We start from the raw sequence: 13,427 nt of genomic DNA on the forward strand, positions 1-13,427 counted from the left end.
GCCATGAACCCGCCCTCCCCTGCGCCGAACCCCGCTGGCCTGCTCACACTCCTCCCCGAGTTGACTCTTCGTGACGAGCAGCGGCTGCGCCGGCGCCTCGACGGGGTGCGCAAGGTGCGGGATCCGCAGGCCCGGCAGGCCGCGCTGGGCGAGATCGCCGCCTCGATCGCGGCGGCGCAGCAGGCGGTGCAGCGACGGCGGGACGCGGTGCCGCAGGTCAGCTACCCCGCCGGGTTGCCGGTCAGCGAACGCGCCGACGACATCGCGGCGGCGATCCGCGACCACCAGGTGGTGATCGTGGCCGGTGAGACCGGCTCGGGCAAGACCACCCAGATCCCGAAGATCTGCCTGGAGCTGGGTCGTGGGGTGCGCGGGCTGATCGGGCACACCCAGCCGCGCCGGCTGGCCGCCCGCACCGTCGCCGACCGGATCGCCGAGGAGCTCGGCATCACGCTGGGCGACGTGGTCGGCTACAAGGTCCGGTTCAACGATCAGGTCGGCGGCCAGACCCTGGTGAAGTTGATGACCGACGGGATCCTGCTGGCCGAGCTGCAGCACGACAAGATGCTGCGCCAGTACGACACGTTGATCATCGACGAGGCGCACGAGCGCAGCCTGAACATCGACTTCATCCTCGGCTACCTCAAGCAGTTGCTGCCCCGCCGCCCCGACCTCAAAGTGGTCATCACGTCGGCGACGATCGACCCGCAGCGCTTCGCCGACCATTTCAGCGAGCCGGGCCGGCCGCCGGTGCCGATGGTCGAGGTGTCGGGGCGGACCTATCCGGTGGAGGTGCGGTACCGGCCGCTGCTGCGGGAGACCGTCGACCCGGACGACCCGGACGCCACCCCGGGCACGGTGACGCTCGACCAGGTCGACGGGATCAGCGCGGCGGTGGAGGAGCTCGCCGACGAGGGCCCCGGCGACATCCTGGTCTTCCTCAGCGGCGAACGGGAGATCCGCGACGCCGCCGACGCGCTGGGCAAGCTGGTCGCCAACCGGCCCCGGCTGCGCGACACCGAGATCCTGCCGCTGTACGCCCGGTTGTCCGCCGCCGAGCAGCACCGGATCTTCCAGCCACATCCGGGTCGGCGGGTGGTGTTGGCGACCAACGTCGCCGAGACGTCGCTGACCGTGCCGGGCATCAAGTACGTCATCGACCCGGGTACGGCGCGGATCTCCCGCTACAGCAACCGGTTGAAGGTGCAGCGGCTGCCGATCGAGCCGGTGTCGCAGGCGTCGGCCAACCAGCGTAAGGGCCGCTGCGGGCGTACCTCCGACGGGATCTGCATCCGGCTGTACGACGAGGCCGACTTCGAGTCCAGGCCGGAGTTCACCGATCCGGAGATCCTGCGGACCAACCTGGCCTCGGTGATCCTGCAGATGACCGCGATCGGGTTGGGTGACATCGCCGCGTTCCCGTTCGTGGAGCCGCCGGACCGCCGGCAGATCACCGACGGCGTCGCGCTGCTGCACGAGCTGGGCGCGATCGAGCCGCCCGCGCCGGGCCTGCCGCCCCGGTTGACGGCTGTCGGGCGGCGGCTGGCGCAGCTGCCGGTGGATCCCCGGCTGGGCCGGATGGTGCTCGCGGCCGAGGGCAACGGCTGCGTCGACGAGGTGTCGGTGATCGCCGCCGCGTTGTCCATCCAGGATCCCCGGGAGCGGCCGGCGGAGCAGAAACCCCAGGCCGATCAGGCGCACGCCCGGTTCGCCGATCCGGAGTCGGACTTCGTCGCCCTGCTCAACCTGTGGCGCCACCTGCGGGAGCAGCAGCGGGAACGCTCCGGCAGCGCGTTCCGGCGGATGTGCCGGGCCGAGTTCCTCAACTACCTGCGGGTCCGTGAGTGGCAGGACATCCACAGCCAGATCCGGCAGGTGCTGCGGTCGATGAACGTGCCGGTCGACCGGGGCGGTGAGCCGGCCGCGCCGGCCGCCGTACACCAGTCGTTGCTGGCCGGTCTGCTGTCGCACGTCGGGGTGAAGGACCCGGCCAAGCCGGAGTACTTGGGTGCCCGGGGAGCCAAGTTCGCGATCTTCCCCGGCTCGGCGCTGGCCCGCAGACCACCCCGCTGGGTGATGGCGGCCGAGCTGGTCGAGACGTCCCGGCTGTGGGCCCGTACGGTCGCCAAGGTCGAACCGGAGTGGGTCGAGGCGCTCGCCGGTCACCTGGTGAAACGCTCGTACAGCGAGCCGCACTGGGAGAAGAAGCAGGCGGCGGTGATGGCCTACGAGAAGGTCACCCTGTACGGCGTACCGCTGGCCGCCGGCCGCAAGGTCACCTTCGGCCGGGTCGACCCGGTGCTGAGTCGGGAGCTGTTCATCCGGCACGCCCTGGTCGAGGGCGACTGGCACACCCCGCACCGGTTCTTCCACGACAACCGGGCACTGCTCGACGAGGTCGGTGAGCTGGAGGAACGGGTCCGCCGGCGGGACATCGTGGTCGACGACGAGACCCTCTACGAGTTCTACGACCAGCGGCTGCCCGCCGACGTGGTCTCCGGTCGGCACTTCGACTCCTGGTGGAAGCAGGCCCGCCGGGACCGGCCCGACCTGCTCACCTTCGACCGGGACATGCTGGTCAACCAGGGCAAGGGCCGGGTCGACCCGGCCGACTACCCCGACGAGTGGCACTCCGACGGGATGGCGTTGCCGCTGACGTACCGGTTCGAGCCGGGCTCGGCCGTCGACGGGGTCAGCGTCGACGTGCCGTTGGCGATGCTCAACCAGGTCTCCGACGACAGCTTCGACTGGCACGTGCCCGGCCTGCGCGAGGAGCTGGTCATCGCGTTGATCCGGTCGCTGCCGAAGCAGTTGCGCCGCAACTTCGTACCGGTGCCGGATTTCGCCCGCGCGGCGCTGGCCGCCATCACCCCGGGTGCCGAGCCGTTGCTGGACGCGCTGGCCCGGCAGCTGCGCCGGATGACCGGGGTGGTCGTGCCGCACGACGCCTGGGATCTGACCAGGCTGCCGGCGCATCTGCGGGTGACGTTCCGGGTGGTGGACACCGACGGTAAGCCGGTCGCCGAGGGCAAGGACCTCGCGGCGCTGCGCCGGCAGCTGACCACCGAGGTCCGCAAGGTGGTGGCCGCCGCCGCGCCGGACGTGGAGCGCCGGGGGTTGCGGGACTGGAGCATCGGCACCCTGGCCCGCAGCGTCGAGCAGGACCGGGCCGGCTACCGGGTCACCGCGTACCCGGGGCTGGTCGACGAGGGTGACTCGGTGGCGGTCCGGGTCTTCGACCGGGCCGCCGCCCGGGACCGGTCGATGTGGGCGGGCACCCGGCGGCTGCTGCTGATCACCCTGCCGTCGCCGGCGAAGTTCGTCGCCGGCCGGCTGTCCAACCAGGACAAGTTGGCGTTGAGTCGCAACCCGTACCGCAACGTGGTGGAGCTGCTGGAGGACTGCGCCGGGGCGGCGGTCGACAAGCTGATGGCCGACGCGGGCGGGCCGGCCTGGGACGCCGACGGCTTCGCGGCGCTGCGCGAGCAGGTCCGCGCCGGGCTGGTCGACACCACCGTCGAGGTGGTCAACCGGGTACGCCGGGTGCTGGCGGCGGCGCACGACGTGCAGCAGCGACTCGGGCGTACCACCGACCTGGCCCTGGTCGCGGCGCTGACCGACATCCGCGACCAGCTCGCCGCGCTGGTCTTCCCGGGGTTCGTGACGGTCACCGGGTACGCGCGGCTGGCGGACCTGCCCCGCTATCTGACCGCGATCGACCGCCGGTTGGAGAAGCTGCCGCAGAATCCGCGCCGGGACCGCGACCAGCAGGCGAGGATCGACACGGTACGCCGGGAGTACCAGCAACTGCTCGACGGGCTGCCGCCGGCCCGGCATCACACCGAGGCCGCCCGGCAGATCCGTTGGATGATCGAGGAGCTGCGGGTGAACGTGTTCGCCCAGGCGCTGGGCACCCCGTACCCGGTGTCGGAGCAGCGGATCTACCGGATGATGGACGAGGCGGAAACGGCGGACTGAGCCGTCGGGTGATCCGGCCCGCCGACGCCAGGGCGGCGGCGACGGCTCAGTCGTCGCTGATTCGTCAGTCGCGTTGCAGGGTGAACACGGAGGCACCGGCGACGACGTCGATGTCGTACCGGTCGGTCGCGTCGGCGAAGCCACGGCCGGTGAAGACCGCTCCGGGGGCGACACCACCGCGCTGACGGTCATCGAGGGTCACGTCGCCGGCGCCGGCACCGAAGCTGACCCGGGCCGGCGGACCGTCCGGGGCGCTGACCACGAACTGGTTGGCGCCGCCGGTCATCCGTACCGTCATCGTGCCGTCGGGTGCCGGCAGTGCCAGGTCGATCCGGGCCGCCCCGCCGACGATGTCGACGCCGTCGAGGTCGGCGGCGGTCAGGTCGATCGCGTGCTGGGCGACGCCGCCGGTGAGGCGCAGCTGCCAGCGGACCGCCGAGTTCAGCTGGATGTCGACGACGCCGGGTCCGGTCTGCCCACTGGGCACCAGGTGCAGCTGGATCCGGCTGTCGTCGTCAGCGATGATCCGTGGCTGCACGTCGGCATCGATCGGGGTGCTCACCCGGTACAGTTCGTCGCCGAGGTCGACCGCCCGGATATTGACCGTGGTGGTGCCGCTGACCAGGTCGAACTCGGCTTCCTGCAGGTCGCCGCGCGGGCCGGTGACCAGTCGTTCGGTGGCCGGGGCCGTCTCGACCGGGTCGCCGTCGTCGACCGCTCCCGGTGCGGGTGCGCCGCCGGCGGCTGAGTCCGGGGCGGCGGGGGCGGGCTGCGCGTCGGCGGTCGGGCCACCGCCGCCACCGCCGCGCGTTTGCATCAGGTTGGCACCGGCCACGGCGGCCACCAGGAACAGGGCGAGCAGACCGGTCAGCAGCAGGGCGAACCGCCGGGGGCGGCGACGTGCGGTCGGCGGCCCGTCCGGTGGACCGGTCGGCGGCGTCCAGTCCGGGGCCGTCCAGCTCGGCGAGGCCCCGTACGCCGGGTCGTCGCGATGGTCGGACTCGCCGCCGTCGGGCCAGTCGCCGGACCCGTCGGGTCCACGGGCGTCGGCGGCGGCGTCGCCGGAGCCACGGTCGAAGAACGGTACGGCCGGGGCGACCGGCTCGGGCCGGTCCAACTCCCGGGCCAGCCACGGCGGCGGTGGGAGCAGCCGGGGCGGCCCGGTCACCGTGTCGTCGCCGGACAGTGGCGGAAGGTGGTCCTCGGCCGGATCACCGGCGTCGCTGGGCGGGCGGCCCGGCCAGGCCCCGTCGGGCCGGTACGGCGCGGAGTTGCCCGGCTCGGCCAGCGGGACCGTCGGACCGCCGGACGACCCGGACGACCCGGACGACCCGGACGGCTCCGGACGGTCGACCGGACCGAGTTCGATCGCTGCGGGCTGCGCCCCCTGTGCCGGTCGCTGCATGACGGGCCCTCCTCGGCTCGCGGGCACCATGCACCGAGGTGCCCACCCGGAGGTACGCAGCCGACCGCCGGACGGATCGATCGCAGCGGAAGAAATCGCGACGAGCAGCCCGGGGGCACCCGCTTCGTGTCCACCTCCGGACACTGCGTGTATGAACTCTACATTGGATCGGTCCGGCTGTCCGACGAACCCGTTGTGCCACAGTGTCTGTCGAGCTGACCTAACACTCAGTTGTCACCCATACTGAACGGCAGGGTCCGTCCACCCCCCACGCACGCGACGCGGCCCGGAGGGATGATCATGCACATCGAGGTCGGTACGGACGTTCCCGCCGAGCTGACCGAGGCGACCTGGCGCTTGTACACCGACGCATTCGACGAACTGCGGGTGACCGCGGTGCAACGGCACGTCATGGACCGCGTCGAGTTCGACCACGTCATCAGTGACAAACGGGTGCTGAAGTACCTCGGGCGGGACCCGGGTCGCCCGGACGAACTGGCCGCGCTCGCGACCTTCACCAACGAGCTCGACGCGATGCCACTGATCTCACCGGACTACTTCGCGCACCACTGGCCACAGCTGTACGCCGAGAAACGCATCTGGTACATCGGGTTCTTCGCCATCCACCCGGCGAGCCGTGGCTGCGGGATCTTCGAGTCGGTGATCGCCGACATGTGGCAGCGGGTACGCGCCTGCGACGGCATCGCCGCGCTGGACATCTGCCGCCGCAACGACGAGATCGGGCTCGGTAGGGCGATCCACCAGACACTGACGTCGTTGACCGCCGGCACCGGGGCCCGGCGGCTCGACGAACAGACGTTCTGGCTCTACGAGCCGCCGCCGCGGCCCTGAGTCGGCTCCGCCGCTGCCATCGGCTCCGGCTCCGCGGTCGCCATCGGCTCTGCCCGGCCGACCTCCGCCGGGCCGACCTCCGCCGACCAGAGGTGGACGAACTCCTGTGGCTCCACCGGTTCCCCCCAGAGTCTGCCCTGGCCGTACAGCACGCCGAGGACCGCGAGCACGCTCTGCTGCAGCGGCGTCTCGACGCCCTCGGCGACCACGGTGAGGTGCAGCGCGCTGCTCATCGCGACGACCGCCCGGACGATCTCCTCATCCTTGGCGCTCGCCCCGAGCCCGGCCACGAACGCACGGTCCACCTTCACCCCGGTCACCGGATGGCTCCGCAGGTAGCCGAGCGCCGAGAAGCCGGTGCCGAAATCGTCGACGACGATGCGGATGCCGCGCTGGCGCAGGTCGGACAGGACCTGGCCGGTGGCGCTGGTCGGGTCGATCATCACCGACTCGGTAATCTCCAGCACCACCGCCGACGCCGGTACGTCGTACCGGGCCAGGCAGTCGTCCAGCGCCCGGGACAGCCCGGGGTCGCGCAACTGCCGGGGTGACACATTGATCGACATCCAGAAGTCGGCGTCGACCGTGCCGTCGGCGCGCCACTGCGCGACCTGATGCAGCGCACGGTCGAGCACCCAGCGCCCGATCGGTCCGATCAGCCCGGTGTCCTCGGCCATCGGGATGAACACCGCCGGCGACACCGGCCCGCGCTCGGGATGCTCCCAACGCAGCAACGCCTCCGCCCCGATCAGGGCACCGCTTTCCAGATCGACGATCGGCTGGTACGCCAACCGCAGGTCGTCCTGCGCGAGCGCCGTCCGCAGCGCCTGCTCGATGTCGACCCGTTCCCGGACCCGTTCGTGCATCGACGCGTCGAACATCACCCACCGGCCCCGGCCGTCGGCCTTGGCCTGGTACATGGCGGTGTCGGCGTCGCGCAGCAGCGCGTCGGCGGACACCGGCGGGTCGGCGCGGACGCCGGCGGGGCCCAGTTCGGTCCCGGCGATACCCACCGATGCGGTGATCACCGCCTCGACCTGGCGGATCTGCAGTGGCGTGTTCACACAGTCGATGATCCGGTCGGCCACCGTGAGCGCGTCCGAGCGGTCACCCAGGTGGACCACGACGAACTCGTCGCCGCCGACCCGGGCGACCATCGCCGCCGGGGGCAGCGCCGCGCGCAGCCGGCCCGCCACCTCGGCGATCAGCTGGTCGCCGGCGTGGTGCCCCCAGGAATCGTTGACCAGCTTGAAGCCGTCGAGGTCGAGGAAGAACACCCAGATCCACGTCCGGTTCGCCGGACGCGTGGTCAGCAGCCGACGGACCTCGGCGGCGAGCATCAACCGGTTGGGCAGGCCGGTGAGCGGATCGTGGGTGGCCCGGTGCTCGTAGCGACGCTGCGCGGCGGCATAGCCCTGCACGGCGGAGACCGCCCGCATCATCAGCAGTACCACCATCGCCGCGCCGCCGACCCCGAGCACCAGCCGGTCGGTGGCGGACCGGCCGGAGACGAAGACCGTCAACAGGAACGGTGCGGCCAACGCCGGACCGATCAGCAGCAGCCGCTGCCAGGACCACGCCTGCACCGGCAGCGGGGCGGCCCGGCCGAGCTCGACCACCGACGGGTGCAGCGCCGCCGCGCCGATGAGCAGGAAGCCGACCAGGAACGGCAGGTCCAGCAGGCGGGAGCCGGTCAGCTGGCCGGAGACCCCGATGATGGCGTACAGCACGTCACCGAGCAGCAGGCAGCTCATCGAGGCGACCAGCAACAGGTAGCTGGCCCGCCGCGCGGCGGTGGTGAAGGCCAGACTGACCAGCAGCAGGACGAGGATCACGTCGAAGATCGGGTACAGCGCGGCGAGGGCCGACACCAACGCCGGACGGCCGGTGATGCTGCCGGCCGGTACCGCCAGCAGCAGCACCGAACACAGGGCGGCACCGATGAAGACGATCAGCCCGTCGATGACCGCGTGGGACGGCAGTCGGCCCCGGGTGCGCAGCAGCCCCGCCAACCCGAGCAGCATGAACAGGTAGCCGGGCACCGTCGCGGCGTCCGCCGCCAGCGCGTACGTCCCGTCCTGGCCGACCGCCCACGGCCGTGCCAGCGCGCCGGTGAGGAAGCAGACACACGCGGCGGCGAGCAACGCCCAGGCCAGTCGCGGTCGGGCACCGTGCCAGCGGGGTCCCACCACCACAGCCGCGGCCCCGCCCACCCCAGCGACGACGAACGCTGAGCCGTGAATCAGTGGGGAGTCGACGACGCCGTACAGCACGGCCGCCACGGCGCCGACGACGAGCAGGGCCAGCGCCGGCAACGACGAACAGGCGCGGGTCGTCCCCGGCGCGGCGGGTCGCACCACGATGGCCCCTGCGCACATGTCATCCACCGGCTGATTCGTCAAACAGGCGCACACCATACCAAGCCCGCTGCGGACCTGCCCTGGTCAGGAACACGTGCCGGCACGGTCGGACCGGTCAGCCGCGACGACGGCGGCTGTTTAGCGGTCGACGGCGCGGGAGACATGTCCCGCCGTGCCTGCCACCCCACCTGCGCCCGGCCGGCTGCCGTCGCTGACCGGGCTACGGGCCGCCGCCCTGCTGGTCTTCGGCGTGCACGCGTACTCGTTCATCCCGCTCGCGGACCCGCAGGACGTGTGGTGGGCCGGCCTGCTGTTCGACGCCGGCGACCTCGGGGTGTCGTTCTTCTTTGTCCTGTCCGGCTTCGTGCTCACCTGGTCGGTCCGTTCCGGTCACCGGCCCGGACGCTTCCTGCGCAACCGGATCGTCCGGGTCTATCCGGCGCATCTGGTGGCGCTGGGTCTGGCGCTGGTCGGGCTGGTGGTGACCGCCCGGACACCGGACTCCTGGCCACAGCTGCTGGCCAGCTCGGCCCTGCTGGTGCACGCCTGGCATCCCTCGGACGTCTACTACCTGGGGATCAACCCGGTCACCTGGTCACTTTCCTGCGAAATCGCCTTCTACCTGGCGTTTCCCCTGCTGTACGCCGGGTTGCGGCGACTCCGTACCGGCGCGTTGCGGGTGGCCGCCATCGTGGTGCCACTCGCCGTGTGGTCGATGCCGCTGGTGGCGCAGGCTCTCGTCGCCGCCGAGCACCGCCGGTGGTTCGTCTACGTCTTCCCACCGGTACGGATGCTGGAGTTCCTGCTCGGCATCGTGCTGGCGTTGCTGGTGCTGCGCGGTGCCTGGCGAGGGCCGGCGCTCCCGCTGGCGACGGCGCTGTGGGTGGTCAACTACCTCGCCGTCGGGTGGCTGCCGGCCGCTGCGCGCGACACCGCCGCGACGATCGTCACGATCGGCCTGCTGGTGCCGGCGGCAGCCCTGGCCGACCTGGGCGGTCGGCGGTCGGTGTGGCGGGACCGGCTCGCGGTGCACCTGGGCGAGGTGTCGTACGCCTTCTTCCTGGTGCACATGGTGGTGATCATCAGCGTGATGCACCTCCTCGGCCGGGACCGGGTCTTCCCGGCCGGGCAGGCGGTCGCCCTGGCGGTGGCGTTCCTGGTCGGGTCCTACCTGCTGGCGGTGCCGCTGCACCGCTGGGTGGAGCGGCCGGCGATGCGGCTGGCCAGGCAACGGGGCGAACGGACCAGGGGCGTCCCGGCCGGGGCCGGCCGTCCTGGCTAGGCTCGGCGCGGGCCGCACCGGCCCGCGCGGTGGGCCAGGGACAGGAGACGACATGCAGCAGCTGAACAGCGGGTTGTACGGCCTGCTCGGGATACGTCTCGACGAGGCGTCCGCCGACGCCGTCCGGCTGCGGATGCCGGTGACCGCCGCGCTGCACCAGCCGTACGGGATCGTGCACGGCGGGGTGTACTGCACGTTGGTGGAGAGCGCGGCGAGCATCGGCGGCACGCTCTGGATCGGCGATCAGGGCCGGGTGGTGGGCGTCGCCAACCAGACCGATTTCCTCGCGGCGGTCAGCGGCGGCGAACTGACCGCCGTCGGCACCCCGGTCCATCGCGGCCACAGTCAGCAACTGTGGAAGGTCGACATCACCGACGGTGACGGTCGGCTGGTCGCCCTGGGGCAGGTGCGGCTGCAGAACCTGCGACCGGGCAACGGCCGCGCCGGGTAGACCGCCCAGCCCGGCCGGATCAACCACATTTGGTACGCCGTGCCAGCGAACCGGACTCCTCGCCCAGCCGTACACACAGGCAGGAGGCGATGAGGGATGGACACCATGGTCAACCCCGCACGACCTGGCACCACCGAAACTGATCTCTACATCCTGCGCGGACTGCTCCGCTGCGCGGACCGCCAGATGATCCCTGCCTGGGCCGACGACGGCATCCGGTACTACGCATGCCCCGACACACAGTGTGACCGGAGATTGATCAACGCCGAGGAGATCGAGCAACTGATCTGGCAGCGGTACGTCCACCTGAACGCCGACGCCGCCGACATCGTCAGCCGTGACCAGCGCCGGTCGGCCCTGCTCGCCGTCCTGGCCCGGATCACGGTCGGCTCCAGCCTGGTCGATCTCGACTACGACTGGCGGGACTGACCGACGCACCGGGCCACAGGCCACGATCAGCCGGTCACAGCACGAACGCGTCGGTCCAGAGCTGCCCGGACCGGCCGGTGAGCGCGTCGAGCAACGCGACGGCCTGACCGTCGGTGAGCGACGCGACGTAGTCGACGATCGCCCGCCCCCGGGCGGGCGGACCGGGGTCGGCGACCAGGCCGGCCAGTTCGGCGGTTGCCAGCTCCACCAGGTCGTGCAGGCGGCGGGGTAGCCGCGCCTGCTCGTCCGGGTCGGTCAACCAGGCCAACAGCTTGTCGATCAGGGTCGCCAGCAGGTCGGCCTGGCCCCGCTGGTGCAGGGCGAGATCCGGGCGGGCCAGCACGAACCGGTGGTGCACGAACTTGAGCACCTGCACCTCGTGCCACTGTGCGGTGGCCAGCAGGACGTGCCCGGACCGCACCGGCGGGTCCGGGGTGACCCCGATCGCGTCGACCAGTCGGCGGGTCCACCGGGCGGAGAACGTGGTGATGTTCTCCTCGGCCTCGATCGACCCGTCGAACGGCACCATCAGCAGGCCCTCGGCCAGCTCCCGCCGGACGTGTTCGACGGCGGCCGCGAAGACCTCGTCGGAGGCGATCCAACTGTCCTTGCGGTGCAGCTGGCGGCGCAGCCCTTCGATCGCCCAGCCGGGCCGGTGCGTGGTCGCCCCGATCTCGGCGTCGGTGAGGCCGGCCAGCTCCGTCATCGCCCGCTGCCAGGCGGTCAGCTCCCCGGCCACCGTGCCCTGTTGCAGCACACCGACCCGGTGGAAGTCCTCCAGGTCGTGGATGGCGTACGCGATGTCGTCGGCGACATCCATGATGGACGCCTCGACGGTCTGCTGCCACGGGTCGATGAGCCCGGCGAACGGTTCGCGGGCCTGCCGCAGGTCGGCGGCCTCGGTGGTGTAGGCGCCGAACTTGACCGAACCGGTCGACGGGTCGTCCGGCGCGACGGCCGCGCCACGCGGTGCCGGGCGCAGCGTGCTCGGATGCGGGTCCGGGTAGGTACGCCGGGTCCACGGGTACTTCAGCATCGCCGCCCGTACCGCCGCGGTCAGGTCCAGCCCCACCGCCGCCGTGCCACGGATCTCCGTGCTGGTCACGATCCGGTAGGACTGCGCGTTGCCCTCGAAGCCGTCCGGCAGGCCGAGCCGCAGCCGGGCCACCCGGTCCAACACCCGCTCGCCCAGATGCCCGAACGGCGGGTGGCCGAGGTCGTGGGCGAGCGCGGCGGCCTCCACCACGTCCGGGTCGCAGCCGCCGAGTTTGTCCAGCAGACCCCGGTGCCGGTCGTCGGCGGTCAACCGTTCGGCGATGGCCCGGCCGACCTGGGCGACCTTCAGGCTGTGGGTGAGCCGGTTGTGCACCAGCAGACCGGACCCACCAGGGCTGATCACCTGGGTGACCCCGCCGAGGCGGGCGAACAGCGGCGAGGAGACGAGCCGGTCCCGGTCGGCCCGAAACGGGCTGCCCGCCAGGTCGCTGGCGGCCGCCGCGCGCCGGCCGAACAGCCGGCGGGCGCGCGGGTCGGCGTCGTCATCGGCGGACGGCCGCGCCGGCCGGTCCGGTTCCGGTGCCCGGTTCATCAGCAGACGCTAACCCGGTACGGACGTCGTCGGAGGCCCGGGGTGCCGTTCGGCGCTGCCGGGCGACCTCTGGCGGTGTCCGGCAAAGCACTGGGTTGAGCTGATTGGTCCGGCGTCGTAAGGTTCCGCTGCAGCAAGGTCATTTCGTCGGGCCGCTGCTTGGGTCCTGCTCGACTCGCGTACCAGAACCGCCGCAAGGGACGACTCGATGCCCCGTGCCCGGACTCCTTCGGAGTTGACGCTGACCGAGGAGTTCTTCCTGGTTGCGCTCGACGACAGCACCGGACGGCCGATGATCGGCCCGGAACCGCTCGGCGCGGGCCTGGCCGGTGCCGCGATCGCCACCCTGGTGCTGGCCGGCCGGGCGCAGGTACGCGACGACGGCCTGCTGGTGCCGGCCGACGGCCTGCCGATCGGTGATCCGGTCGCCGATCCGCTGCTGGCGGAGTTGCGGCGGGAGCCCCGTCAACCGGTGCCGGACTGGATCACCCTGATGCGTCCCGGGCTGCCCGGGGTGGTCGCCGAGGACCTGGAGGCGCTCGGCGTGCTGCGTACCGAGGTCGTCCGCCAACCGCTGACCCGACGGTCGGTCGCGCGGTTCCCGGCGATGGATCCGGTCCGCGCGGTCGGCCCCCGGGTGCGGCTCGGGCACGCGCTCGGCCGCTCCGGGCCGGTCGGTCGGCGTGCCGCGACACTGGCCCAGATCGTCCGCGCCACCGGTGCCGACGCATGGTTCGTGACCATGTACGGCCCGACGGTGCGCAGTCAGTTGACCACCACCGCCGCCGGGCTCGACCCGCAGCTGACGGCGGTGGTCGCGGCGATCAACGGGCAGCCGACCCGGTCCCGGATGGCGGTCCGGTTGTGGCCGGCACGGGACACCTCCGTCGCCTGGTGACCGGTCCCCTGCGGCGTTCGCGGTCGCGTGGTGGCGCGACACCGGTCCCCGGTTGCCGGCAGAATGCTTGTCGGACCGCGCACCGTGGTCCCCGCCGCCGCGACGCCGGCCGGCGGGCGGCAGGCAGCGAGCCGGCGGGCACACCACCGCCGGCACGCCGGGAAGTTGGAGCGGGGCACGCGAC

General features: G+C 72.2%; 9 protein-coding genes. 6 read left to right on the forward strand and 3 right to left on the reverse strand.

Features of this window, described 5'->3' with window-relative positions; all coding sequences use genetic code 11:
* Positions 1–3 precede the first annotated feature (3 nt).
* On the forward strand, positions 4–3,978 hold the full coding sequence (hrpA, locus tag ACN28F_RS03680; RefSeq protein ID WP_421356997.1) for an ATP-dependent RNA helicase HrpA: 3,975 nt from the start codon (positions 4–6) through the stop codon (positions 3,976–3,978).
* Between the two features lie 64 nt (positions 3,979–4,042).
* Here the strand turns inward: hrpA and ACN28F_RS03685 are convergent, their stop codons facing one another.
* Positions 4,043–5,383: a hypothetical protein gene (locus tag ACN28F_RS03685; RefSeq protein ID WP_421356998.1), complete on the reverse strand. Its 1,341-nt coding sequence runs from the start codon at positions 5,381–5,383 to the stop codon at positions 4,043–4,045.
* A gap of 300 nt (positions 5,384–5,683) precedes the next feature.
* On the opposite strand from ACN28F_RS03685, the gene ACN28F_RS03690 reads away from it, so the two are divergent.
* A complete protein-coding gene (locus tag ACN28F_RS03690) occupies positions 5,684–6,235 on the forward strand; it encodes a hypothetical protein (RefSeq protein WP_289206710.1) in 552 nt (183 codons plus the stop codon).
* Here ACN28F_RS03690 and ACN28F_RS03695 read toward each other — a convergent pair.
* Positions 6,211–8,613, reverse strand: coding sequence for a putative bifunctional diguanylate cyclase/phosphodiesterase (locus ACN28F_RS03695; protein WP_289206711.1), 2,403 nt, complete (start codon positions 8,611–8,613; stop codon positions 6,211–6,213). The two genes, ACN28F_RS03690 and ACN28F_RS03695, sit on opposite strands and share 25 nt — an antisense overlap.
* A gap of 154 nt (positions 8,614–8,767) precedes the next feature.
* Here ACN28F_RS03695 and ACN28F_RS03700 point away from each other — a divergent pair, with 154 nt between their 5' ends.
* The 3 genes from ACN28F_RS03700 (at position 8,768) to ACN28F_RS03710 (ending at position 10,757) form a co-directional block, all read left to right on the forward strand.
* A complete protein-coding gene (locus ACN28F_RS03700; protein ID WP_289206712.1) occupies positions 8,768–9,877 on the forward strand; it encodes an acyltransferase family protein in 1,110 nt (369 codons plus the stop codon).
* A gap of 52 nt (positions 9,878–9,929) precedes the next feature.
* The gene (locus ACN28F_RS03705) at positions 9,930–10,328 is read left to right on the forward strand and encodes a PaaI family thioesterase (RefSeq protein WP_289206713.1); all 399 of its coding nucleotides are present in this window, start codon (positions 9,930–9,932) and stop codon (positions 10,326–10,328) included.
* A gap of 96 nt (positions 10,329–10,424) precedes the next feature.
* Positions 10,425–10,757 (forward strand): zinc ribbon domain-containing protein, encoded by a 333-nt coding sequence (locus ACN28F_RS03710; protein WP_421356999.1) that lies wholly within the window; start codon positions 10,425–10,427, stop codon positions 10,755–10,757.
* A gap of 34 nt (positions 10,758–10,791) precedes the next feature.
* On the opposite strand, the gene ACN28F_RS03715 is transcribed toward ACN28F_RS03710, so the two are convergent.
* Entirely contained in the window at positions 10,792–12,345 is a 1,554-nt protein-coding gene (locus tag ACN28F_RS03715; RefSeq protein WP_421357000.1) for a deoxyguanosinetriphosphate triphosphohydrolase family protein, read from the reverse strand.
* A 208-nt stretch (positions 12,346–12,553) separates the two neighbouring features.
* Here ACN28F_RS03715 and ACN28F_RS03720 point away from each other — a divergent pair, with 208 nt between their 5' ends.
* Positions 12,554–13,243 (forward strand): GOLPH3/VPS74 family protein, encoded by a 690-nt coding sequence (locus ACN28F_RS03720; protein WP_289206716.1) that lies wholly within the window; start codon positions 12,554–12,556, stop codon positions 13,241–13,243.
* Positions 13,244–13,427: the final 184 nt, after the last annotated feature.

The sequence above is a fragment of the Solwaraspora sp. WMMA2101 genome, from assembly GCF_049179175.1.
Classification (GTDB): Bacteria; Actinomycetota; Actinomycetes; order Mycobacteriales; family Micromonosporaceae; genus Micromonospora_E.

Bases quoted from the DNA above. Each gene is read 5' to 3' on its own strand.
- ACN28F_RS03715 (WP_421357000.1), bottom strand. From the start codon at position 12,345: ATGAACCGGGCACCGGAACCGGACCGGCCGGCGCGGCCGTCCGCCGAT.
- hrpA (WP_421356997.1), top strand. From the start codon at position 4: ATGAACCCGCCCTCCCCTGCGCCGAACCCCGCTGGCCTGCTCACACTC.
- ACN28F_RS03710 (WP_421356999.1), top strand. From the start codon at position 10,425: ATGGACACCATGGTCAACCCCGCACGACCTGGCACCACCGAAACTGAT.
- ACN28F_RS03720 (WP_289206716.1), top strand. From the start codon at position 12,554: ATGCCCCGTGCCCGGACTCCTTCGGAGTTGACGCTGACCGAGGAGTTC.
- ACN28F_RS03690 (WP_289206710.1), top strand. From the start codon at position 5,684: ATGCACATCGAGGTCGGTACGGACGTTCCCGCCGAGCTGACCGAGGCG.
- ACN28F_RS03695 (WP_289206711.1), bottom strand. From the start codon at position 8,613: ATGTGCGCAGGGGCCATCGTGGTGCGACCCGCCGCGCCGGGGACGACC.
- ACN28F_RS03705 (WP_289206713.1), top strand. From the start codon at position 9,930: ATGCAGCAGCTGAACAGCGGGTTGTACGGCCTGCTCGGGATACGTCTC.
- ACN28F_RS03685 (WP_421356998.1), bottom strand. From the start codon at position 5,383: ATGCAGCGACCGGCACAGGGGGCGCAGCCCGCAGCGATCGAACTCGGT.